Consider the following 23,779-nt stretch of genomic DNA (forward strand, 5'->3'; position numbering starts at 1 on the left):
CTAAATGAAGCTGATCACTGCGATCGTCAAGCCGTTCACCCTCGAGGACGTCAAGACGGGTCTCGAGCAGGCGGGCATCCTCGGGATGACCGTCAGCGAGGTGCAGGGCTATGGCAGGCAGAAGGGCCACACCGAGGTTTACCGTGGTGCGGAGTACTACGTCGACTTCGTGCCGAAGGTGCGGGTCGAGGTCCTGGTTGACGACTACGCCTTCGACAAGGTGGTGGACGTCATCGTCCAGGCCGCCCGCACCGGCAAGATCGGTGACGGCAAGGTATGGGTCAGCCCCGTGGACACCGTCGTCCGAGTGCGGACCGGTGAGCGTGGGACTGACGCCATTTGATGAAGAAGTGATCTAAGCGTCGTCTCCCGGACACGCATCGAGTAAACGACCAACAGCAATGCCCGGGGAGGACCGAGATGACGAAGCAGACACCAGATCCCGCCGCAGGGGCCTCTCGCTGGGAGGCCCCTGCGGCGGGTTCGTCGCGTCCGGCGAAGGACCTGGCGATCGCCGCCGATCAACTGCTGACCGGTGGCGCCAGATTGGACTCCGCCGCCCTGCGCGACGCGTTGCTCGATCTGCACGAATTCTGGCTCACCACGAAGGCTGCCGAGATCGGCATCACCGCGACCAGCGGCTTCGCCATCGTCGCGACGGGTGGCCTCGGGCGTGGCGAACTGCTGCCGTACTCCGATCTGGACCTGACCCTGATCCACGACGACATGCCCCGCGACGTGGTGTCACAGGTGGCCGAGTTGCTCTGGTATCCGTTGTGGGACGCCAACATTCACATCGATCACAGCGTCCGCACGGTGCCGGAGGCACTCAAGGTCGCCGGCGAGGACATCTCGGCGGGCCTGGCCATGCTCGACGCCAGGCACATCGCAGGGGACTCCGACCTGTCGACGCTGTTGGTCGGCGGTGCACGCCGCCAGTGGCGCACCGGGATCGCGCCTCGGTTCGCCGAACTCGTCGAGCACACCCAGGCTCGCTGGGATCGCAGCGGTCAGATCGCCCACCGCGCCGAACCCGACCTGAAGAACGGGCGGGGCGGCCTACGCGACGTGCAACTGCTCAATGCGCTGGCCATCGCGCAGCTGGCCGATGCGTATCCCAGCCGTTCGCTCGCCTCGCCCACCGGGTCGCTCGGCGACGCGCACCTCGCGCTGCTCAACGTGCGGACCGAATTGCACCGCGTGTCGCGCCGCGGCAGGGAGATGCTGTTGGCCCAGTTCGCCGACGAGATCGGCGCCGCACTGCACATCGGTGACCGGTTCGATTTGGCCCGGATGCTCAGCGATGCCGCCCGCACCATCAGCTACTACGTCGATGCCGGGCTCCGCACCGCGTCGAATGCGTTGCCGCGCCGCGGTTTATCGGCGCTGCGCCGGCCCATCCGCCGACCCGTCGACGAAGGTGTCATCGAGTATGGCGGGGAGGTCATGCTGGCGCGCGACGCCCGCCCCGAACGCGATCCCGGGTTGATCCTGCGGGTCGCGGCCGCATCGGCGACGACCGGATTACCGATGTCGGCGACGACGTTGAGCCGACTGGCCGCGACGGCACCGGAACTCCGCACCCCGTGGCCGCGGCAGGCGCTCAAGGACCTGTTGGTGATGTTGGCCGCTGGACCCGCCACCGTCGCGACCATCGAGGCGTTGGATCGAACTGGACTGTGGGGCAGGCTCTTTCCCGAATGGGGTGCGGTGCGGGACCTGCCGCCACGCGACGTCGTCCACATCTGGACGGTCGATCGGCACCTCGTCGAAACCATCTCGCGTGCAAGTGCGTTCACCACTCGGGTATCGCGGCCGGATCTGCTGGTCCTCGGTGCCCTTGCCCACGACATCGGCAAGGGCCGCGGCGGCGACCACAGTGTGATCGGTGCCGATCTGGCGACCCAGATCGGCACCAGGCTGGGGCTGTGGCCGTCCGACGTCGCGCTGCTGTCCAAGATCGTGCGATATCACCTGCTGCTTCCGGACACCGCCACCCGCCGCGACCTGCAGGACCCCAAGATCATCGCGTCGGTCGTCGAGGCGCTCGACGGCGACCTGGTGCTGCTCGAGTTGCTGCACGCGCTCGCCGAGGCGGACTCCCTTGCCACCGGCCCCGGCGTGTGGGGCGACTGGAAGGCCTCGCTCATCGGCGACCTGGTCCGCCGCTGCAGGCTGGTGATGGCAGGCGAGCCGCTGCCGAAGCCCGATCCCATCGAGCCACGGCACCTCGTCCTCGCGTCCGACCGTGGTGTGCACGTCGAGCTGGTGGCCGGCGACAGCCCCCACATCTACAGCGTGGCGATGATCGCACCCGACCGTCGGGGTCTGCTGTCGAAGGCGGCGGGCGTGTTGGCGCTGCACTCGTTGCGCGTCCATTCGGCGTCGGTCAATAGCCACGACGGCGTCGCGATCAACACGTTCGTAGTGTCGCCGCACTTCGGCACTCCGCCGGCCGCCGAGCTGCTTCGCGAACAGTTCGTGCTGGCGTTGGGGGGCGACCTCGACGTCATCGGCTCGCTCGAACGCCGCGACCGCGACGCCGCCGCCACGAACACGACGAGGGCGGGGGAGATCCCCGACGCCGTGCCGATCAACGCGCCGGCGCCACCGCGGATTCGCTGGTTCGACGGCACGTCCCCCGGCGAGTTCGTCCTCCAGATCCGCAGCACGGACCGGGCGGGGCTGCTGGCCCGTCTGACCGCCGTGATCGAGCGCGACGGCATCGACATCGCCTGGGCGAAGGTCACAACGTTGGGTTCGTCGGTGGTGGATGCCTTCGGGATCGTGGTGGCCGCGCTGGCGAATGAGGACACGACTGAGGAACATTCGGAGGCGCGCAAGGAATTCGAGCGCGACCTCTACGCCGTACTTCCCACTCCAAGCGCGCCGAAGGCAGTGCCGGAAGCCAGCTGACGGGTCGGCTGAACTTCTTCACCACGGCAACGAGGCTACGATCCTGGTGAGATGAAGCCCTACCGTGTTGCATTGCTGATCCTGTTCTTTGCCTTGATGCTCGGCGCGTGTGGCAGCGCCGAGGCCCCGCCCAAGGCCTCGAGCTCGACGACGGACGAGCCCGCCATCACCGGCGAGCCTGCAGGCTTCAATGCCGGCGACATTTCTTTTGCCTACAACGTGATCTCGCATCACGGGCAGTCCGTCGAGCTGGCCGCCCTCGTCCCCGACCGCTCATCCAATTCGGACCTCATCGCGCTCGCGTCCACCGTCAGTTCCGCGCAAGGGCCGGAGCGTGAATTGATGAGAGTGCTTTTAGTGCAGTGGAACGAGAATCCCAACGACGACTCACAGCAGGGGAATGCCGTCGCGGGCATGGTCGACGACGCGACCGTGGCACGGTTGCAGTCGTCGCGCGGCCAGGAGTTCGACACCCTGTGGCTGCAATCCATGATCGGACATGGCCAGGGGGCGGTGGCGATCGCCGAGGGCGAGATTGCCAGCGGTACCAACGTCGACGCCATCGCGACGGCGAGGCGGATGGTCGACTCTCAGCAGGCTCAGATCGGTCAGATGCAGCAGATGCTCGGCGCAGGCTAGACGATTACTCGCAGCGGTCGCGGCGCAGTTGATCGGCGAGATTGTTCAGGGCTTCGAGTGCCACACCGACGGCCTCCTCGGCCTCCATGGTCCGGGACACGTGTTCCCCGCTCGCGCCGTTCGTGGCGGCCAGCCCGGGAATGATGAAGTGCCGGAAGCGACGTCGCGTTTCGTCGTCGGAGCGGTGAATCTCCTCGGCGGCGAGATAGGTCTGCTCGACCAGAAAGTCGACCATCTCGCCGATGCCGATGTCTGTGCGCACCTGGCCACTGCGCTGACCCTCGTCGAGCACCGGGCCCATCGCATCCACGGCGACCTGGTGTACGCGCGCGTCGTGTACGGACGCCGAGTGCTGAGCAATGAGGGCGGCGATCGACGGATCGGACGGCAGTTCGCGGGCCGTGTACACCAGCGCCGCCTCCAGTTTGGCGAAGACACCGGTCTTGGTGGCCATCAATGCCTCCACGGCCGTCGTGTGTCGGCGCGCCCGCAACAACGCGACCTGCAACAGCATCTCCGAAACGCTGCCGAGTTGCCGAAACGCGGTGGCGCGGGAGACCCCGGCGATCTTGGCGACCACTTCCATCTGCACGGCGTTGATTCCGCGGGCGGAGATCTCGGTGTCGGCCGCCCTGATCAATCGGTCCTTGACGGTGCCGTCCTCACCGGCGGTGGCGTCGACAACAGTCACAACGCTGAGATTACGTGATCGCGCCGGCGATCTTGAGTTCTATGAGGCGGTCGTCGTCCACTCCGAGTTCACGCATCACGTCGTCGGTGTGTTCGGCAAACTGCGGGGCGCGCCCGAGCTCCGCCCGGTCGTCATCGAACTTCACCGGGTTGGCCACCAGCCGTTGCGGGTTTCCTTCGGCATCAACGATGTTGGCGATCCTGCCGTTCGCGACCAGACCTTCGTCATGCGCCAGCTCCCAGGCATCCTGCACGGGTGCCCACTGTCCACTGCCCCGGCCGAGCACCTCCTTGCACTCGGCGAAGCTTAGCTTCCCGATGGCGTCGTGAACGATGCCGTACGCGAGGTCGGCGTGCTCGGACATGGCTGCGAGCGAGGCGAATCTCGGGTCATCGGCGAACTGATCCAGGCCCATCAGCCCGCAGAACTCCGGCCAGTACCGGGTGGGCTGCAGCATCGACAATTGAACGAACCTGCCGTCGGAGGTGCGGTAGGCCCCGGTCAGCGGATTGCCAGGGGCTTGGGTGCGGCGCTCCACCTTGGGCAACGGCCCACCCATGAGCATCGCCATGTTGATGCTGAACTGTGTGGTCCAAGCTCCCACCGCGAGCAGTGACACGTCGAGCACCGAGGGCTCCCCGGTCACATGGCGGCCGTAGAGTGCTGCCGCCACGCCGCCCGCGATGGTCATGCCCCCGATGTTGTCGCCGTAAGCACCCGCGGGCATGAACGCCGATTGCTCGGCGTCTGGCGGATTGAGTCCATCGGCGCTGCCGCCACGAGCCCAGAATGCCGTCGCGTCGTATGCGCCCGCGTCGCGGTCGGCGCCGTTCATGCCGAAACCGCTGCCCGCGACGTAGATGATGTCCGGGTTGGCGTTGCGCACGTCGTCCACGTCGATGCGCAGCTTCGTTCGTGCCGACGGAAGGTAATTGGTCAGGAACACGTCGCTGCGGCGGACCAGTTCGTCAAACTCCGGGCGGACCTTGGCGTTGTCGAGTGCCATTCCGACACTTCGCTTTCCGCGATTGGGTGCTTCCATGATCGGGGCGAAGGACGACCCCGGCTTGGAGGCGGCCGCGCCAAGGACCTTGACGAGTCCGCGTTGTGCGTCACCGGTCACCGGGTGCTCGATCTTGATGACTTCGGCTCCCCAGTCGGCGAGCACGGCTCCCGCGGAAGGCACATAGGTGAATTGGGCTACCTCGAGCACCCGAACTCCGTCGAGCGGCTTGCGCATCAGAGGTCCCAGACCAGTGGCAGGCTTTCCAAACCCAGCTGACTACCGCTCTCGAGCAGCAGGGCATCCGGTGCCAGGCGGTAATTCGGTATCCGCGCGTGCCATTCCTCCATGGCGATCCTGAGCTCCTGGCGGGCGAGGTGGGAGCCGAGGCATCGGTGGGGACCGGCACCGAAACCGATGTGGTTGTTCGGCTTACGGGCGATGTCGACGGTGGTCGCGTCAGGGAATGCGGCGTCGTCGCGGGTCGCGGCGGCCAACGGGATGTTCACCATGTCGCCTGCCTTCATCGGGCACCCCTGAATCTCGACGTCCTGCATGACCTTGCGCGCCGGAATCACGATCGCGTAGGCGCGGACGAACTCCTCGACCGCCGTCGGGACGATGCTCGGGTCATCGACGATGCGCTGACGGTCGTCATCGTTGCGGGCGAGGTGGAGGAAGGTCCAACCGAGAGTGACCGAGACCGTGTCGAGGCCTGCCATGAACATCAATAGGCAGAACGACAGTAGGTCCTGGTCGGTGACCGGCGCCCCGTCGATCTCGTAGGTCAGGGCCTTGCTGATGATGTCGTCGCGCGGTTCGACGCGACGCTCGGCGATGATGGTCGAGAACCTGCCCATGACTGCGAACATCGATGCCATCTGCGACTGAAGCTTCTCTTCGTCGCTGCCGCCGGCGTGCAGGATGCCGTGCTCCCATTCGAGGAACTGGTCGAGCTCTTCGACTGGAAGGCCGATCATCTCGAGAAAGATCGAGGTCGGGAAGCGGTTCGCGAAGTCGGCCATGAAGTCACAGGAACCCTGCGTCTCTCCCGTCTCGTCGCTCACCGACGAGCGGGCGACGATACCCTCGATGATGTCGATCGCGCGCTGGCGCACGGTGGATTCCAACCGCTCGACCGCGCCGGGGGAGAACAACGGACCCAGTTGGCGCCGCCACTGCTTGTGCTCGTCGCCGTCGAGCATCTCGGGGATCCATTTGATCGCCGGTTCCGGATCGAGCGCCGTGACCACGCTGTTCGAGAAGACCTCGGGGTTCTGCATGATCTCGAGAATTCCCTGGTAGTTGCAGACGGTCCAGAACCCGGGGCCGAATTCATTCTTGTACCAAGGGAATTGGGCGCGGAGTTCGTCGTAGCGGCCGAACCAGGTGCCTTCCGGTTCGGTTGTGGTGTAGTCGAAGGTCACCACTGGCACCTTCGCCGCCTGCTCACTCGTCGTCATCAAACCTCCGGCCGTATGCGATCCCACGGCGCAGACGACTCATGTCTGCGACTTCGCAACATCAGAGTATCAGGGTGATGGGCACGACGCGAGACCCAGATCACAATCCTGATGGATCAATACATGATGTCGCGAACCTTGGTCTTCTCGTAGCCCTTGAGCAGCGCCGCGCTGGCGATCTCCATGTGCCGCCGCCAATGTGCTTCGGCCTCAGCCCCTTTGCCCTCGGACACCAGGTCGACGAGTCGGCCGTAGGACCTCACGAGCTTGGCGTATTGCGCCTTCGGCACGACGTTCTGCTCGCGGAGGATCGCGGCGGTGGTGTGGCGCTCGGAGATCTCGTGCAGCATCCCCGCGATCATCGCCAGTGTCGCGTTGCCCGACAGTTCCACCATGCGGCGGTGCAGTTCGGCTGACGCCTGTGCGAGCCTGCCCGCGTCCCGGGCCTGGGGCAGATCTTCGACCAGTTGGCGCAATTCGTCGTGCGCGCCCTTGGTGCCTTCCTCGGCGAGTAGCCGGGCCGCATACGGTTCGATGCCGATGCGTGCGGTCATCACGTCGCCCAGCGTCGTCCCCGAGAGCGCCAGCAGCAGCGCTGCAGGTCGAGCCACTATCTCGGGTCCTGGCACGCGTACCCTCGCGCCGGTCCGCGATCCGCGTCGAACCTCCACGAGTCGGTCGGATTCCAGTACGCGGACGGCTTCTCGAAGGGTCGGCCTGCTTACCTGAAAGTGGGTCATCAGGTCGGCTTCGTAGGGCAGGAAGTCGCCATCGGTGAGTTGCCCGTCGACGATCATCTTGCGCAGTGTCTGCGCCACCAGTTCCGCGGTCTTGGGCGAGCGGACGGCTCCCGAAAGTGCCTGGGGCGCAACCATCGGTGCGAGAGATTCCTGGCGGGGCACCGCGACCTCCTGGCTGATTGAGATGTAATACTCAGTAAACCATGTGCGATGGTATTTCGGCGCAGATCCTCGAGGCTTCAGCGCTGGCGGGACATCAGTCCGATGGCGGCCGTGTCGTACCGTGCCCGCCGCTTGCCACCGACCAGAAAGCTCGGGGGCGAGGTGAACGCCAGATCGGGCAATCGCTTGCGCGCGGAGAGCATTTCACGCGCCTGCCCGGTGGTGCCGCATATCGCGATGGACCAGAGCATCTCATCGGTGACGTGGTCGGCGATGGTCTCGGGTCGACTGCTGCGGAAGGCCGCGCGGATCGCCGCCACCTCGTCCTGCCACCCGTGCAGTTCGACCAGTGAATCGTAGGTTCGGACGGTGAGATAGAAAGCGATCTGCAGCTTGGCATCTCGAATGGCACGTTCCGGATCGTCGTCGTCGATGGCCGTGATGAGCCACCCCCAGCGCCGCAGGTCGGCGATGTCGCGGCCACTGGATTGGGCGCCGCGACCCAACTCGGGTTCGATCAACTCGGTCCACCAGCGATCCGTGAACAGGCCGTGTCCGAGGACGCCGTCTGCCACGCGACCTGCCGTCCTCACCATGATCTTGTTGAAGGCGCCGATGAGGATGGGCACGTCGAGCCTGCCGAGCACTGGTGCGCGGATGTCGGCGTCGATGTTGTAGAACTCACCGCTGAAACGGATGGATTCGCCGTTCTCGGCCAGCAGATAGGCCCTGATCACCTCGATCAGTTCGGCCATTCGTGGTGCGGGATGAGTGGCGTCGACGCCGAACCAGTCGCTGTTCATCCGGGGCGTGCCGGCGCCGAGGCCCAGGAAGATTCGGCCCGACGAGGCGCGGGACAGATGTCGCACCGCCGCCGCGTGGACGAACGGAGACCGGGCGAACGCGTATGCGATGCCCGGCCCCACCATCGCCGTCGACGTGCCGTGGGCCATCTCGGTCGCGGTGACATAGGCGCTGAGATCGGCGAATTCGCCTGCGCAGAAAGCGCTTGCGCCTTTGGCCTCGGCCTGCGCCGCGAGTGCAGGCCCCGGCCACGGCAGTCCCCAGTCCATCGATCCTCACATTCCACCGCGCGACGTCGTTTACTTAGTAAGACATGTGACTGTACGCGGGGGTGTAACGATTCGGAAGTGGCCTGACGTGGCCGCGGCGTACCGAGGGAATCAGAGCGTCGTGCTGACGGGGTCCTGTGTCGCGCAGATCGAGCCCTGCGTCGTGTACACCGATCCGCAACCGGTGCCGCTGGCGACATACGTGGTTCCTGGCTTGTATGGGAGGAATACCTCCGCCATCGATGGCACCGCGCTGAACCCGCACGTGCCCGCGCCCGCGTTGGTCTCTGCCTTCAGGCAGACGCTGAGGTAATTGGGGTTGATGGACCCGGTGCACGGGTAGGGCTTGAGAGTCGCGGTGACCATCGGCACGCCCGACACCTGAACCACCCGTGGCGCCGACAGCGTGTAGACACAGGAGGGATCGGCTGCTCCATCCGAGGGCGTAGCGGCGGCGGTCGTCGCGAGTGCGACACCGCCGAGCGCGGTCGCGAAGCTGGCGGCCAGTACGGCGAAGCTGCGGATCATTCCCGGATAGTACAAGTGTGTACGCGGTGTCAGAAGCGGAACCGAGGTAGCCGTCGTCCTGATCGCGCGGCCCAGCGTTCAGGCGTTGACTCCGCCAAACACCTCCGGCGAACAGTCAGTCACGGTAAAGATCGAGACTGAATCGCGGGGCGAGCGACCATATGTGGGTACGGAGCAATCCGCAGCAAGGGCCTCTGAAATGGCGTAGCGGAGCCCTTCCCTCGCCTCCAGGATATCGCCCGATGTCTAATCCGATAAATGGATAGATGATTCACTATATTGCGACTACCACGGATCATCCTCGGGCATTCTGCTCGGCGTCGATGGCGGTTGCCATGATCCAAATAATCGGAGCGCGTCGGATGCCGCCGTGGTCAGCGATTCACTGCTGCGAAGGGGTTCTTTGCCCGGGTCGTCCGGCGAGGCAGGTAGTGACGGGCGGGCAGGCGTGCGGTCGGACGGACGATCGTGGGCGCGGCTGGAACCGCTCGCGCGTCCCCTTCGGATAGGACGTGATCAGCAGATGCACGGTCCCGAGGCGATGCATTCCGACGTCGGTACCGCGGGTGTCGCGCGTGACCGACGGGATCACAGCGGCGCGTCGGATCAGTGCAATGGGCGCAACGAGGGCGTTTCGGGGGGTCCGCAGCACGCCTCTGGGGAGGGCCGACGGCGACCCGTTCGCGGGCACCGCGACGGCGGTCGATCGTCAGGGAAACGTGGCGCCGTTCATTTTCTCGGGCGTGTCTTTGGCATTTATTTCGACATCGGCTAAAGGCATTGTCTACCAATTACGGGAGCCTCGTAGAGTTCACCGAATGATCGCTCGATTGCGCTCCAATGACGATCTCGAAATGGCTTGCAATGCATTTTTGCGGCAAATATGAATACTTGCTGACATTGGTTTCACTAGCCAATGCCAGCGAGTGGCTGGCAAACGTCAGCAACGACATCCGCGACCGTGGCGCAGCCCTCCTGGGCCGTTGATGAGACGGAAGGCACGCGATGCCGCATGCGGCATCTCGGTACGTACCCGGACCGGACTTGGTCGTGACGTGGGGCCGAGTGATCAGTGAAATCGCAGGTTAAACTCGCACTGGCCGCCCGGGCTGGCGCTCCACGGAGTCGCATTTGAGCCCAAGCATGAGACGTTTCAGCCTGACAGTCACACCGCCGCGCAGCAAATGCCAGATGTCTTACTACGTTGGCTTGGACGTGCGCCCGCGAGATTCCCTCGAATGTTGCCCGTGCCGAAAATCGTGGTGTACGGTTCGTCGGCAGTGCTTGTGTCACTGGTCACGAGTTCGTCCAAGAGTGATCAGAGAAACGCAGCGGAGGGATTCAGTAGTCCATGCCAATCCGGTTGACGTGGGAAGGGGTCGGCAGTGGTTAGTCTGCAATCGGCAAGCAAGCCCCTTCGCGGCGTCGGCGAGTTCTTCGCGATGTCCCTGGACACCTTCGTTCAGATGTTCAGGCCGCCGTGGGCCTGGCGCGAGTTCGTCATCCAGACCTGGTTCGTGGCGCGGGTGGCGCTGCTGCCCACGATCCTGCTGTCCATTCCCTTCACCGTGCTGACCACGTTCACCATCAACGTGCTTCTGGTGGAGATCGGCGCCGCAGACTTCTCTGGGGCAGGTGCTGCGCTTGGCACGGTCACCCAGACCGGCCCGATCGTGACAGTGCTCGTGATCGCTGGCGCTGGCGCTACGGCGATGTGTGCCGATCTCGGCTCGCGGACCATCCGCGAGGAGCTCGACGCGATGCGGGTGCTCGGCATCAACCCCGTCCAAGCGCTCGTCGTTCCGCGAGTGCTCGCCGCCACGCTGGTGTCACTGATGCTCGCATCGCTGGTGTGTCTCGTCGGCATCATCGGAGGATTCTGCTTCTCGGTGTTCTTCCAGGGTGTTACGCCAGGTGCCTTCGCTGCGGGCCTGACGCTTCTGGTCGGAGCCCCTCAGGTGATCACGGCGCTGATCAAGGCCGCTCTCTTCGGTCTCGCAGCCAGCCTGATCGCCTGCTACAAGGGCATTTCGGTGGGTGGCGGACCCCAGGGTGTCGGCAACGCCGTCAACGAAACGGTCGTCTTCACGTTCATGGCGTTGTTCGTGATCAATTTGATCGCCACCGCAGTCGCGGTCAAGGCAGGAGCGACGTGAGCCACGCGAGTTCGCAGTTCCCGCGGCTGCGCCGGACCTTCGGCAGCGCGGTCGACGGCTGGAATCAGGTTGGCAGACAGGCGCAGTTCTACGGCGAGACGATCAAGGGCATCGGGGACGCCTTCATTCGCTACAAGGGCGAAGTGGTTCGACTCGTCGCGCAGATGAGCCTCGGAGTGGGAGCTCTCGCAGTCATCGGCGGCACCATCGTCATCGTCGGATTTCTGACGTTGTCGGCAGGCTCTCTGATCGCTGTGCAGGCGTACAACCAGCTCGAGCAAATCGGTGTCGACGCTCTTGCCGGCTTCACGTCGGCCTTCCTCAACGTCCGACTGGTCGGCCCACTGGTGGCAGGCATTGGACTCGCCGCGACCATCGGGGCAGGCGCCACCGCCCAGTTGGGCGCCATGCGGATCAGCGAGGAGATCGACGCACTCGAGGTGATGGGCATTCGGTCGGTGGCGTACCTCGCGTCGACGCGAGTCGTGGCCGGAGTGATCGTGGTGATCCCGCTGTACTGCGTGGCAGTGCTGATGGCCTTCATCGCCACCCGCACCGGCACCACTCTCGTCTACGGGCAGTCGACTGGTGTCTACGACCATTACTTCAATACGTTCCTCAACCCGATGGACGTCATTTACTCGTTCCTGCAAGCGATTTCGATGGCGGTTGTCGTGATGCTGGTGCACACCTACTACGGCTTCAACGCCACCGGGGGGCCCGCAGGGGTCGGCGAGGCCGTTGGACGCGCCGTGCGCACCTCTTTGATCGCGGCAGTCTTCGTGACCCTGTTCGTTTCACTGGCCCTCTACGGCCAGTCCGGCGGACTCAACCTGTCGGGGTAGCGCAGTGGAAACGAGAAGAGACAAGGGACTGGCCCCGGGCTGGTGGACGCTGATCTTGCTCGCGGTGATCGTTATGGTCATCGGCGGCACGGGGGTCCTGTTCGCAGGCACGTTCAGTTCCTACACGCGGGTGACGTTGACCTCGGACCGGGCCGGTCTGGTGATGGAACCCGGCGCCAAGGTGAAGCTGCGTGGCGTTCAAGTGGGTCGCGTGGGGGACGTCAAGGGCGGCCTGAATCAAGTCAGTCTGCAGCTCGACATGGATCCGGATCAGCTGTCACAGATCCCTGCCAACGTCGGGGCCGAGATCCGGGCCACCACGGCGTTCGGCGCGAAGTACGTCAACCTTATCTATCCCGACGATCCCAGCCCGAAACGCCTTGCGGCGGGCGAGGTGCTGCGGTCGTCCAATGTCAGTACCGAGGTCAACACCGTATTTCAGAACCTGCGCGGCGTGTTGCAGGAGATCGACCCCGCCAAGCTGAACTCGGTCCTGTCCGCGTTGGCGGAGGGACTTCGTGGCCAGGGTGAGCGAATCGGCCAGGCCACCTCGGACGCCAACGAGGTTCTGCTGGCCCTCAATCCGCGGTCCGAGACCGTGCGACGAGACTTCCAGTCGCTCAAGGGATTCAGTGATACCTATGGTGCGGCTGCACAGGACATCGTGAAGGTCCTCGATGCGGTGAGCACGACGAGCACGGCCATCACCGACAACGAGAAGAACCTCGACTCGCTGCTCGTTAGTGTCACCGGCCTGTCCACTAGCGGCATCGAACTGCTTGGCCCCAGCAAGGACAACCTGATCAGGGCCGCCAACGTCCTGGTCCCGACCACGGACCTCTTGATGAAGTACAACCCGGAGCTCACTTGCCTGCTGGTGGGCGGGAAGACCACCGTCGACACGGGCTTCCTCGACGTGACCGGTGGCTCCAACGGCAAGTCGGTGATCCTCGACGTCGCACTGCTGCTGGGCGACGACGCCTACAAGTACCCGGACAATCTGCCGATCGTCGGCGCCAAGGGCGGCCCCGGTGGCCGGCCGGGATGCGGATCGCTGCCGGACGTCACCAAGAACTGGCCCGTGCGCTACCTGGTCACCAACACCGGTTGGGGCACTGGCAACGACATGAGGGTCAACCCGGGGATCGGCTTCCCCGGCTACGCGGACTACCTCCCGGTCACCCGCGGAACGCCAAAGCCACCGAGCATCCGGAACGGCAACGGGCCTGCACCCGGTCCGATCCCGTATCCCGGCGCCCCGCCCTACGGCGCTCAGCAGTACGCACCCGACGGCACACCGCTGTATCCCGGTCTGCCACCAGCGCCCCCGCCCGGGTTGCCGCGCGATCCGGTGGGCCCCCCGGGAAGTGAACCGTTCACGCCGCCGTTCCCGGCGCAGACCCAACCGACTCCGTTGCCACGGCCGTCTGCGGAAGCGCCACCGCCTCCTCCGTTGACGGGGCCGCTGCCCGGACCGCTTCCGGCGGAGGCGCCAGCCCCCTGACCATCGAGACACGCACGCATACCAGCCACGAGGAGCCGCAACCGTGAAGGACAATTTGGGAGGTGCGCTGTGGCGCATCGCCATCTTTCTGACGGTGTGCCTACTCGGCGCGTTTGCGATGTTCGCGATCTTCGCTCAACTGCGTTTCCAATCAGAGCAGACCTACGATGCCGAGTTCACCAACGTCTCGGGTCTTCAGGTGGACGACTTCGTCCGCATCGCCGGCGTCGAGGTCGGCAAGGTCAAGAGCATTCATCTCAAACCCGACACGACCGCGGTCGTGTCGTTCACCACCGATGACACGGTGGTGCTGACCGAGGGCAGCCGGGCGGTCATTCGCTACGCCGACCTGATCGGAGGTCGCTACCTCGGACTCGAGGAGGGTGCGGGAGCCACCAGGAAACTTGCCGTGGGCGCCACCATTCCGGTGACGCGGACCGCGCCCGCACTCGACCTCGACGCCTTGATCGGTGGCTTTCGGCCGCTGTTCCGCGCGCTCGACCCCGACCAGGTGAATGCCCTGTCCGGACAGCTGATCCAGGCACTGCAGGGGCAGGGCACGACGATCAACTCGTTCCTGGCGCAGACCGGAGCGTTGACGAGCACCTTGGCCGACCGCGATCAGCTGATCGGGCAAGTGATCACCAACCTCAACACCGTGCTCGGGTCACTTGGCGACCAGAACGAGCAGTTCGACAAGGCGGTGACGTCGCTGTCTCAGCTGGTGGGCGGCCTCGCGGCTCGCAAGCAAGACATCAGCAACACGGTGGCGTACGCCAACGCGGCAGCGGGTGGGGTCGCCGACCTATTGGCGCAGGCTCGTCCACCGTTGAAGAAGGTGGTCAGCGAAACCGATCGCACCGCGGCGACCGTACTTGCCGACAAGGACTACTTCGACAACCTGATCAATACCCTGCCGGACGCATACCAGGTGTTGAACCGGCAGGGCCTCTACGGCGACTTCTTCAGCTTCTACCTCTGCGATCTGGTGCTGAAGCTCAACGGCAAGGGAGGCCAACCGGTGTACGTCAAACTCGCCGGCCAGGACTCGGGCAGGTGCACCCCGCGATGATCTCATTCCAGGAGCGCAACCCATTCGTCATCGGCGCGGTCGGGATAGCCATCACCGCGCTGGTCTCCGTCACAGTGCTCAACTACGACCGGCTGCCGATCTTCAACGACGCGAAGGACTACTCGGCGTACTTCAGCGAGGCCAGTGGGTTGGCGCCGGGCGCACCGGTCCAGGTGTCGGGATTCGAAGTGGGCAAGGTGTCCAGTGTCGAACTCGACGGCACCCACGTGCTGGTCGACTTCAACGTGCAGAAGGACGTCCGCATCGGCGACCGCACCGAGGCGTCGGTCAAGACGAAGAGTCTGCTTGGCTCGAAATACCTCGAAGTCGTGCCTCGCGGCGACGGATTGCAGTCCGGTGCCATTCCGGTGGACCGCACCACGCCGGCCTACCAGCTCGCCGACGCTCTCGGTGATCTGACCGCGACCATCAGCGGCCTGAACACCAACCAGGTCTCCGAGTCGCTTCAGGTGCTTGCCGACACGTTTGCCGACACCCCTCCGGAGTTGAGAGTTGCGGTCGAGGGCGTCGCGCGGTTTTCCGAGACACTCGACAAGCGCGATGCCGAGTTGCGGGGACTGCTGGCCAACGCCAACAAGGTGACCTCGGTGCTGCGCGAGCGCAGCGACCAGGTGGTGAGTCTCGTCAGGGACACCAACGCACTCCTCGCCCAACTACAGACCCAAAGTGCGGCGCTTGACCAGATCTCGGGCAACATCGCGGCGGTCACGCAGCAGATCAAGGGCTTCATCGCCGAGAACCGCGACCCGCTCAAGCCCGCGCTCGAGAAGCTGAACGGGGTTCTCGCGGTACTCGACAACCGCAAGGACCGGATCCAGCTGGCGATCAAGGGACTCAACAAATATGCACTCGCACTGGGTGAGTCGGTGGGGTCCGGCCCGTTCTTCAAGGCCTATCTCGTCAACCTGTTCCCCGGCCAGTTCGTCCAACCGTTCATCGACGCGGCATTCTCGGACCTCGGCCTCGATCCCAACGTGCTGGCGCCTTCCGAACGCAGCGACCCACAGGTCGGCCAGCCGGGTACGCCACCGCTGCCGATTCCGTACCCACGGACCGGGCAGGGTGGCGAACCGAACCTCACCCTTCCGGACGCCATCACCGGCAAGCCAGGTGATCCGCGCTACCCGTACCGCGAGCCGCTACCTGCGCCACCCCCTGGCGGCCCGCCACCGGGCCCGCCTGCCGAGTCGCCGCCCAACCAGCAGGACGCGTCGACTCCGGTCGGACCGGTCGAGTTGCCTGCGCCAGGTCAAAATCCGCCCGTGACACAGACATTGGGTCCGCCGCCACCACTTCCGCCTGGGCCTGTGGTCGTCGGCCCCGGCGCGCCCGGACCGGCAGGAGTTACGCCAGTGCCACTCGTTCCGTCTCCTGAAGGGACGCCGTGATGACCACCGCGCGCTACTCACGGATCTCCCTTGCCGCCGTCCTCGCGGTGGTACTGGTGGCAGGCATCGTCGTGCTGAACACCGCGACCGGCACCGCCCGGCAGGCCAAGATCGTGGGCTACTTCGCCAATAGCAACGGGCTGTTTCCCGGTGATCAGGTGTGGATCCTCGGGGTGCCGGTGGGAAAGATCGACACGATCGAACCTCAACCCGAGCGCGCCAAGGTCACCTTCCACGTCGACGAGAAGTACAAGATTCCAGTCGACGCCAAGGCCGTCATCCTGTCGCCGTCGTTGGTGTCAGCACGCGCCATTCAGCTGACGCCCGTCTACACCGGCGGTGCGGAGATGAAGACCGGCGCGGTGATTCCCGAGGAACGGACAGCGGTCCCGGTCGAGTTCGACGACCTCCGTGAGCAACTCAAGCGCCTCGCCGAGACTCTGCAACCAACCCAACCCGGCGGTGTCAGCACTCTGGGCGCGTTCGTCAACACCGCGGCGGACAACCTGCGCGGCCAGGGTGCCAACATCCGCGACACCGTGATCAAGCTGTCGCAGGCGTTCTCTGCACTTGGGGACCACAGTCAGGATCTGTTCAGCACGATCAAGAACCTGTCGATACTGGTGTCTGCGCTGCAAAGCAGCCAGGACCTGTTGCGACAACTCAACGGCAATCTCGCCTCCGTCACGGGGCTGTTGTCCAACGGCCCCAACGAGGTTGGCAGCGCCGTGACGTCCATCAACGACGTGGTCGGCGACGTCCAGACCTTCGTCGCCGACAACAAGGAGACGCTGGGGACCACTGGGGACAAGCTGGCGGCGGTCACGACGACGCTCTATCAGAGCCTCGACGACATCAAGCAGACCCTGCACGTGGCCCCCAATGCGTTCCAGAACTTCCTGAACATCTACCAGCCGGCGCAGGGCACGTTGACGGGCGCCCTTGCGCTCAACAACTTCGCCAATCCGATTCAGTTTCTTTGTGGCGCAGTACAAGCCGCATCACGACTCGGCGCCGAGCAATCCGCGAAGCTGTGCGTGCAGTACCTCGCGCCGATCATCAAGAACCGTCAGGTGAACTTCCCGCCGCTTGGCGAGAACCTGTTCGTCGGTGCCCAGGCGCGGCCGAACGAGATCACCTACAGCGAGGACTGGTTGCGTCCTGACTACATTCCGCCTCCCGCCGGCTCGCCGCCCGGACCGGGTGGGCAGATGCCGCCTGCCGGAGTCCCTTTCACCAAGTTTGGCGAGCCGGCCGCCAATCCGCCTGCCGACCCGCCCTACGTCCCCGGCACACCGCCGCCACCGCCCGGTCCGGTCGACCAGCTGGCACCAGCGCCCGTGTCGACCAATCCCGCTGCCGGGCTGCCGGGCCTGATGGTCCAGTCCGGGGAAGGGTCGTGATGGTCACGCGAGTTCTGCGCTTCGGGCGCACGACGATCGCCTGCGGGCTGACGGCACTGCTCATCACCGGCGTGTCGGGCTGTGCGGACTGGCAGGGCGCGAACTCGTTACCGCTTCCGGGGACCGAGGGAAAGGGCCCTGGCGCGTACACGATTCAGGCGCAGCTGCCCGACGTCGACAACATCGAGCGCAACAGCAGGGTGCGCGTCGGCGACGTGACGGTCGGCAACGTGACGAAGATCGAACGGCAGGGGTGGCACGCGCTGTTGACCATGTCGATCAACGCCGACGTCGTGCTGCCCGCCAACACGACCGTCGCGGTCGGGCAGACCAGCTTGCTTGGGTCGCTGCACGTGGAGCTGAACCCGCCGAAGGACGTTCCGGCAGAGGGCAAGCTGAGAGACGGATCGCTCATCCCGTTGAATTCGGCATCCTTCTATCCGAGTACCGAGCAGACCCTGGCCTCGGTTTCGCTGGTGCTCAACGGTGGTGGGATCGGCAACCTGCAGGACGTCACCCAGGCCCTCAGTACCGCGTTCCGCGGCCGCGAAGGTGACCTGCGCAGCCTGATCACGCAATTGGACACGTTCATCGGGTACCTCAACGACCAGACCGGCGACATCATCTCCGCCAGCGAAAGCCTCGACCATCTGGTCGGACAGATCGCCGAGCAGAAACCCGTGGTGGACAAGGCCCTCAAGACGCTGCCCGATGCCCTGGCCGTCCTCAACGACCAGCGCGACAACCTGGTCGAAGCGCTTGATCAGCTAGGCAAGTTCAGTGCACTGGCAGCCGATTCGGTGAATCAGTCCAAGGATGCGCTGGTGAAGAACCTCCAGAACCTTGGCCCCGTTCTTCAGTCACTGGCTGACGCAGGCCCGGCGTTGACCCGGTCGCTGGACTTCTACCTCACCTTTCCGTTTCCGAAGCCCACCCTGACCAAGTGGCTTCGGGGTGACTACGCCAACCTCACTGCGGTCATCGACCTGACCTTGAGTCGACTCGATGCGTCGTTCCTGACGGGCACCTTCTTGGAAGGCGAGCTGACCGAGCTGGAAATGCAGTGGGGCCGCACCATCGGTCAAATGCCAAGCCCGTACACAGCGCGCAATCCACTGGTCGTGCCCTACCACTTCAACCAGGGGCCGTGACATGCATCTGACCAGACGGATCTGGATACAGCTGATGATCTTCTCGGTTGTTTCGCTGACCGCAATCCTGGTGATGGCGTTCGGCTACATCAAGCTGCCTCGGCTCATCGGCATCGGGACCTATGACGTCACCGTCGAGTTGCCCGAGGCGGGTGGGCTCTACGAGCGCGCCAACGTCACCTACCGTGGGACCGAGGTCGGGCAGGTCAAGAGCGTGGACCTGAACAACGGTGAAGTCGACGCGGTGCTCAAGTTGAAGTCGGGCATCGACATCCCGTCGGACCTCACTGCCGAGGTCCACAGCCAGAGTGCCGTCGGCGAGCAGTTCGTCGCGTTGACTCCGCGCAATGGGACCTCGGCGCCGCTGAAACAAGGCGACGTCATCACCAGGGACCGTAGTTCGATCCCGCCGGACATCAACGATCTACTCGGGTCAGTGAACACCGGACTCGAGGCGATCCCCGGTGACAATCTCAAGACGACGATCGACGAGTCCTACCTTGCGCTAGGCGGCCTCGGACCAGAACTCTCCCGCTTCGTCAAGGGGTCGACGCAGCTGGCGATCGACGCGAAGAAGAATCTGAACGAGTTGACCAACGTCGTCGACAACGTTGGCCCGATCCTAGATACCCAGACCGATACGTCGGATTCGGTCCAGGCGTGGGCATCTCATCTCGCGGAGGTGACACGGCAACTCAAGGACAATGACGGTGCCGTGCGCGGCGTGCTGCAGAACGCCGCGCCCGCGGCCGACGAGGTCAGTGGCCTCCTGGATCGGCTCAAGCCAACACTGCCCATCATCCTGGCCAACCTGGTGGCCGTCGGGGACGTCGCCGTCACCTACCAGAACGACCTCGAACAGCTGCTCGTACTACTTCCCACCGGCACCGAGGCCATCCAGGCGACCGGTGTGGCGAACCGAAACACCAAGCAGGACTACAAGGGCGCGTTCCTGAGCTTCAATCTGAACTTGAATCTGCCGTCTGTGTGCAGCACGGGGTTCCTGCCGATCCAGCAACAGCGTTCGGCGAGCCTGGAGGACTACCCCGACATCCCGGAAGGCAACATCTACTGCCGGGTGCCGCAGGACTCGACGTTGAACGTCCGCGGAGCGCGGAACACGCCCTGCGAAACCAAGCCCGGCAAGCGGGCACCCACTGTGGCGATATGTGAGAGCGACGAGCAGTACGTGCCCCTCAACGACGGCTTCAACTGGAAGGGCGACCCCAACGCCACGCTGTCCGGTCAGCCCGTTCCGCAGCCGCCGCCGGGCACCCCCGGTTCGACGGGCCTTCCGCCCACTGCGCCCCCACCGCCGGCGCCCCCGCCCATCGCGGCCGCCGAATACGACCCGACGACCGGTACCTACATCGGGCCCGACGGCAAGGTCTACACCCAGGCCAATCTGGCCAGAGACGCATCGAAGGAGCAGACTTGGCAATCCATGCTGACCCCGCCGGGGAGCTGAGCACGTCGGACACCGACACCTCGGACATTCCCGAAGAAGAGGCCTCCGTGGAGGACGAGGTCCTCGACTACGAGGAATCCGACGACGAGGAATCCGACGACGAGGATGCCGACGACATGGTCGGCGACGAAGCCGGAAGGTGGTCACCGCACCTGAAGTGGGGCCTCGTAGCCGGATTGGTCGCAGTGCTGGCCGTCGGCGGACTGTCCGGCTGGCTCGGCGTGCGCGCCCACCATGCGCAACAGGTGAAGCAGCAGGATGAGCTGTACCTGCAGGTCGCCAAGCAGGGGGCGGTCAACCTGACGACCATCGACTATCAGGATGCCGACACCGACGTCCAACGCATTCTCGACTCTGCCACCGGCACGTTCTACGACGACTTCGCCCAGCGGTCGGCGCCGTTCATCGACGTCGTCAAGAAGACTCAGTCGAAGACGGAGGGCACGGTTACCGAGGCAGGACTGGAGTCGGTCACCGGCGACCAGGCGCAGGCGATCGTCGCGGTCAACGTGATCACGTCGAACAATGCTGCGGGCCAACAGCAGCCGCGAGTCTGGCGGATGCGATTGACCATGGAGAAGATGGGACCGGACGTCAAGGTGTCCAACGTGGGGTTCATCCAGTGACCGACGACCAGAAGGTGCCGAAGCGCACTACACGATCCGTCGACTGGCGTCGTGTGCTGATCTACGGAGTACTGCCGGGTCTGGCGTTGATACTGGCCCTGACCGCAGGGTTCTTCAAGTGGCAGTACTCGTCGGTTCGCGATTCCGAGGCCGCAGCCACGGAATCCCTTCAGGCGGCCAAGGATTCGACCGTAGCGCTGCTGTCCTATCAGCCCGCCTCGGTCGATCGGGAGCTGGCCGCCGCACGCGATCGGACGACCGGGGACTTCCGCGACGCCTACACACAGCTGACGAACGAGGTCGTGATACCTGGCGCGAAACAGAAGCAGATCGCCACGGCCGCCACCATTCCTGCCGCAGTGTCCGTTTCGGCCGACGCCAATCACGCTGTCGCACTGGTCTTCGTCAGTCAGACCGTGACGATCGGGAAGGACAAGCCGAGCGCGAGCATGTCCAGCGTCAGGGTGACCCTCGACAAGATCGGCGACCGCTGGCTCGTCTCGGGCTTCGATCCGGTCTGACGGCAGCTTCAGCGTCGACGTGTCAGGAGTTGGACGGGGTCGCGGTCCACTCGGCGATCAGCTTGTCGACGGTCGTGAGCCGGCCCAGCACGGCGATGGTGTTGTTGAGCACCTGCTCGGCGTAGTCGGCAGGGGTTCCGCCGACTGCGTCACGAGGTACGACGAGATTGAAGCCGGCCTGCGTTGTATGCCCCGCGGTGTGGGTGATGGCGAGGTTGAGGGACACCCCGACGAGGACGACGGTCTCCACGCCGAAGCCCTTGAGCACCGGCAGCAGTTCGGAGTCGAGTGTGGGGAACAGGCCGTGATGACGGGGGAGTACGACGTCACTCGGTGCCAACAGTTCGGCGACGACGAAGGTTTCGGGAGCGCCAGGCGCCCAGTGCTCGGTGGCCGGCCCCAGCGCCCGCCACAACCGAGCCGTCCCGGTCGGCTTGCCGCCGAGACTGCCCTCGTAAGTCGCATGCACTACTCGCGCGCCAAAATGCCTCGCGGCGTTCAGGAGTCGGCTCACGTTGTTGACCAGCTCGGAGCTGTCGGACGCCAGCGCAGGCAGGACGGACTCGGGGCCGAGCACGCCGTTCTGGCATTCCACGCAGACGACGGCCGTAGTGTCGGGATTCCACGCTGTTGGGGCCATACCATCACCATAGATCAGTTCCTGCCACCGTAAAAGGCCTATGCTCGAACGCAATTCGCCGTCATCGACACACGACCTCCAAGGTGGCACCATGCAGATCCGCGACCACGTCGAGTGCGGCAAGCCGGCGGTGATCCTCGCTTCAGCCGGCACCGTGATCGGCTTCGACGAGCTCGAGCAGCGGGCCAATCGATTGGCGCACTACTGGCGGTCCATCGGTCTGCGCGAGGGCGACACCGTGGCGGCGATTCTGGAGAACAACGAGCACGTTCACGCGGTGATGTGGGCGGCCCGACGCAGCGGGCTGTACTACGCGATGATCAACACCCACCTCACGGCTGCAGAGGCGGCGTACATCGTGTCCAACAGCGGCGCCAGGGCGGTGATCGGTTCGCGCGCAACGCGTGTGGTGTGCGAGGGGCTGGCCGAGCACCTCCCGAGCGGCCTCCCCGAATCGTTGCTGCTTGCCGACGACGATCTCGACGGGTGGGAACGCTACCCGGAGTGCGTTGCCGGCCAGCCCTCAACCCCAATACCCGACGAGATCGAAGGCGACCTGCTGCAATACTCGTCGGGAACCACCGGGCGGCCCAAGGGCATCCGGCGGGAGCTCCCGCACCTGCCACCGGCCGAGGCCCCGAACATGCTGACGCCGTTGCTGAAGGCCGTTGGGATCGACGGTGATTCGGTGTATTTGAGTCCGGCGCCGTTGTATCACACCGCGCCGTCGTTCTGGTCGATGTCCGTGCAGTCGCTGGGTGGCACCACGGTCGTCATGGAAGGGTTCGACCCCGAGGGCGCTCTCGCGTGCATCCAGCGCTACGGCGTTACCCACGGTCAGTTCGTCCCCGCGATGTTCGTGCGGATGCTGAAGATGCCGGAGGCGGTGCGCAACTCATACGACGTGACCAGCCTGAGGCGGGTGGTGCACGCGGCCGCGCCGTGCCCGGTGGAGATCAAGAAGCAGATGATTCAGTGGTGGGGTCCGATCGTCGACGAGTACTACGCCTCGTCCGAGGCGGTCGGCGCGTCGTTCATCCGTGCCGAGGATTGGCTTGGCCATCCGGGCTCGGTCGGACGGCCGCTGGTGGGAATACCGCACATTCTCGACGAACACGGCACGGAACTGCCGCCCGGCGAGTCCGGCGAGATCTACTACGAAGGCGGACATGCCTTTCAATACCTCAAGGAGGAGGCGAAGACGGCGGCAGCCCGCGACCCGCACGGCTGGGTGACGGTGGGCGACATCGGGTACCTCGACAGCGACGGCTACCTGTACCTCACCGACCGCAGGCATCACATGATCATCTCGGGCGGGGTGAACATCTACCCCCAGGAAGCCGAAGATCTCCTGATCACCCATCCCCGGGTGCTTGACGCGGCGGTCTTCGGCGTCCCGGACGACGAGATGGGACAGTCGGTCAAGGGAGTGGTGCAGACCGTCGACCCGGCTGATGCCACCGACGAGTTCGGCGCGGAACTACTTGACTGGCTACGGAACCGGTTGGCGCACTACAAGTGCCCGCGGTCCCTATCGTTCGAGGCGCAACTGCCTCGCACCGATGCCGGCAAGCTGTACAAGAAGGCGCTCGTCACCAAGTACTCGGGTTAGCCCAGCTTCAGCGGCACGCGCTCCAGCGCGAAGGTCTGGGCGGGGAAGATGATGTGCGGTTCGTAGCCGGCCTCCACCGAGAATTCGGGGATGCGCTTCAGCCACTCATCGAGGATGAGCGTGAGCTCCATACGGGCCAGGTGCGAGCCGAGGCAGC

The 23,779-nt window shown here is 65.0% G+C and carries 21 protein-coding genes; 14 read left to right on the plus strand and 7 right to left on the minus strand.

What is annotated here, in order from left to right; all coding sequences use genetic code 11:
* Window positions 1–4 precede the first annotated feature (4 nt).
* The 3 genes from QOD90_RS08255 to QOD90_RS08265 all read left to right on the plus strand — a co-directional run bounded on the left by QOD90_RS08255 (window position 5) and on the right by QOD90_RS08265 (window position 3,555).
* Window positions 5–343: a P-II family nitrogen regulator gene (locus QOD90_RS08255; protein WP_526348490.1), complete on the plus strand. Its 339-nt coding sequence runs from the start codon at window positions 5–7 to the stop codon at window positions 341–343.
* A gap of 77 nt (window positions 344–420) precedes the next feature.
* Window positions 421–2,916, plus strand: coding sequence for a [protein-PII] uridylyltransferase (locus QOD90_RS08260; protein ID WP_526348492.1), 2,496 nt, complete (start codon window positions 421–423; stop codon window positions 2,914–2,916).
* 51 nt (window positions 2,917–2,967) lie between these two features.
* Window positions 2,968–3,555 carry a DUF305 domain-containing protein gene (locus tag QOD90_RS08265; protein ID WP_526348494.1) on the plus strand — a complete coding sequence of 196 codons (588 nt, stop codon included), beginning with the start codon at window positions 2,968–2,970 and terminating at the stop codon, window positions 3,553–3,555.
* 4 nt (window positions 3,556–3,559) lie between these two features.
* Here the strand turns inward: QOD90_RS08265 and QOD90_RS08270 are convergent, their stop codons facing one another.
* From QOD90_RS08270 to QOD90_RS08295, 6 genes are all read right to left on the minus strand, one after another.
* The gene (locus QOD90_RS08270; RefSeq protein ID WP_526348496.1) at window positions 3,560–4,246 is read right to left on the minus strand and encodes a TetR/AcrR family transcriptional regulator; all 687 of its coding nucleotides are present in this window, start codon (window positions 4,244–4,246) and stop codon (window positions 3,560–3,562) included.
* 10 nt (window positions 4,247–4,256) lie between these two features.
* Window positions 4,257–5,486 carry a CaiB/BaiF CoA transferase family protein gene (locus QOD90_RS08275; RefSeq protein ID WP_526348498.1) on the minus strand — a complete coding sequence of 410 codons (1,230 nt, stop codon included), beginning with the start codon at window positions 5,484–5,486 and terminating at the stop codon, window positions 4,257–4,259.
* On the minus strand, window positions 5,486–6,712 hold the full coding sequence (locus QOD90_RS08280; protein WP_526348500.1) for a cytochrome P450: 1,227 nt from the start codon (window positions 6,710–6,712) through the stop codon (window positions 5,486–5,488). Before QOD90_RS08280 ends, QOD90_RS08275 begins: the two co-directional genes overlap by 1 nt.
* A gap of 116 nt (window positions 6,713–6,828) precedes the next feature.
* Window positions 6,829–7,614: a FadR/GntR family transcriptional regulator gene (locus QOD90_RS08285; protein ID WP_526348501.1), complete on the minus strand. Its 786-nt coding sequence runs from the start codon at window positions 7,612–7,614 to the stop codon at window positions 6,829–6,831.
* A gap of 77 nt (window positions 7,615–7,691) precedes the next feature.
* Complete coding sequence (locus QOD90_RS08290) at window positions 7,692–8,687, minus strand: LLM class flavin-dependent oxidoreductase (RefSeq protein ID WP_526348503.1); 996 nt, start codon at window positions 8,685–8,687, stop codon at window positions 7,692–7,694.
* Between the two features lie 111 nt (window positions 8,688–8,798).
* On the minus strand, window positions 8,799–9,215 hold the full coding sequence (locus tag QOD90_RS08295; protein ID WP_526348505.1) for a hypothetical protein: 417 nt from the start codon (window positions 9,213–9,215) through the stop codon (window positions 8,799–8,801).
* Between the two features lie 1,442 nt (window positions 9,216–10,657).
* Between QOD90_RS08295 and QOD90_RS08300 the strand changes: the two genes are divergently transcribed.
* Genes QOD90_RS08300 through QOD90_RS08345 form a run of 10 tightly spaced genes read left to right on the plus strand, consistent with a single transcriptional unit; the run spans window position 10,658 to window position 21,370 of the window.
* Entirely contained in the window at window positions 10,658–11,371 is a 714-nt protein-coding gene (locus QOD90_RS08300) for an MlaE family ABC transporter permease (protein ID WP_526348535.1), read from the plus strand.
* Window positions 11,368–12,216 carry an MlaE family ABC transporter permease gene (locus tag QOD90_RS08305; protein ID WP_526348507.1) on the plus strand — a complete coding sequence of 283 codons (849 nt, stop codon included), beginning with the start codon at window positions 11,368–11,370 and terminating at the stop codon, window positions 12,214–12,216. The genes QOD90_RS08300 and QOD90_RS08305 overlap by 4 nt, the downstream gene beginning before the upstream one ends.
* 4 nt (window positions 12,217–12,220) lie before the next feature.
* Window positions 12,221–13,720 carry an MCE family protein gene (locus QOD90_RS08310; protein WP_526348509.1) on the plus strand — a complete coding sequence of 500 codons (1,500 nt, stop codon included), beginning with the start codon at window positions 12,221–12,223 and terminating at the stop codon, window positions 13,718–13,720.
* A gap of 43 nt (window positions 13,721–13,763) precedes the next feature.
* Window positions 13,764–14,792 (plus strand): MCE family protein, encoded by a 1,029-nt coding sequence (locus QOD90_RS08315; RefSeq protein WP_526348511.1) that lies wholly within the window; start codon window positions 13,764–13,766, stop codon window positions 14,790–14,792.
* Entirely contained in the window at window positions 14,789–16,201 is a 1,413-nt protein-coding gene (locus tag QOD90_RS08320) for an MCE family protein (protein ID WP_526348513.1), read from the plus strand. The genes QOD90_RS08315 and QOD90_RS08320 overlap by 4 nt, the downstream gene beginning before the upstream one ends.
* On the plus strand, window positions 16,201–17,604 hold the full coding sequence (locus tag QOD90_RS08325) for an MCE family protein (RefSeq protein ID WP_526348515.1): 1,404 nt from the start codon (window positions 16,201–16,203) through the stop codon (window positions 17,602–17,604). The genes QOD90_RS08320 and QOD90_RS08325 overlap by 1 nt, the downstream gene beginning before the upstream one ends.
* Window positions 17,604–18,755, plus strand: a complete 1,152-nt coding sequence (locus tag QOD90_RS08330; RefSeq protein ID WP_526348517.1) for a virulence factor Mce family protein — start codon at window positions 17,604–17,606, stop codon at window positions 18,753–18,755. The genes QOD90_RS08325 and QOD90_RS08330 overlap by 1 nt, the downstream gene beginning before the upstream one ends.
* 1 nt (window position 18,756) lies before the next feature.
* Window positions 18,757–20,223 (plus strand): MCE family protein, encoded by a 1,467-nt coding sequence (locus QOD90_RS08335; RefSeq protein WP_526348519.1) that lies wholly within the window; start codon window positions 18,757–18,759, stop codon window positions 20,221–20,223.
* Window positions 20,190–20,849: an Rv1363c family protein gene (locus QOD90_RS08340; RefSeq protein ID WP_526348521.1), complete on the plus strand. Its 660-nt coding sequence runs from the start codon at window positions 20,190–20,192 to the stop codon at window positions 20,847–20,849. The genes QOD90_RS08335 and QOD90_RS08340 overlap by 34 nt, the downstream gene beginning before the upstream one ends.
* A complete protein-coding gene (locus QOD90_RS08345) occupies window positions 20,846–21,370 on the plus strand; it encodes an Rv1363c family protein (RefSeq protein ID WP_526348523.1) in 525 nt (174 codons plus the stop codon). The genes QOD90_RS08340 and QOD90_RS08345 overlap by 4 nt, the downstream gene beginning before the upstream one ends.
* 22 nt (window positions 21,371–21,392) lie before the next feature.
* Here the strand turns inward: QOD90_RS08345 and QOD90_RS08350 are convergent, their stop codons facing one another.
* On the minus strand, window positions 21,393–22,010 hold the full coding sequence (locus QOD90_RS08350) for a cysteine hydrolase family protein (protein ID WP_526348525.1): 618 nt from the start codon (window positions 22,008–22,010) through the stop codon (window positions 21,393–21,395).
* Between the two features lie 91 nt (window positions 22,011–22,101).
* Here QOD90_RS08350 and fadD4 point away from each other — a divergent pair, with 91 nt between their 5' ends.
* Window positions 22,102–23,622 carry a fatty-acid--CoA ligase FadD4 gene (gene fadD4 / locus QOD90_RS08355; RefSeq protein ID WP_526348527.1) on the plus strand — a complete coding sequence of 507 codons (1,521 nt, stop codon included), beginning with the start codon at window positions 22,102–22,104 and terminating at the stop codon, window positions 23,620–23,622.
* Window positions 23,623–23,779: the final 157 nt, after the last annotated feature.

The sequence above is a fragment of the Mycobacterium sp. genome, from assembly GCF_032161845.1.
Classification (GTDB): Bacteria; Actinomycetota; Actinomycetes; order Mycobacteriales; family Mycobacteriaceae; genus Mycobacterium.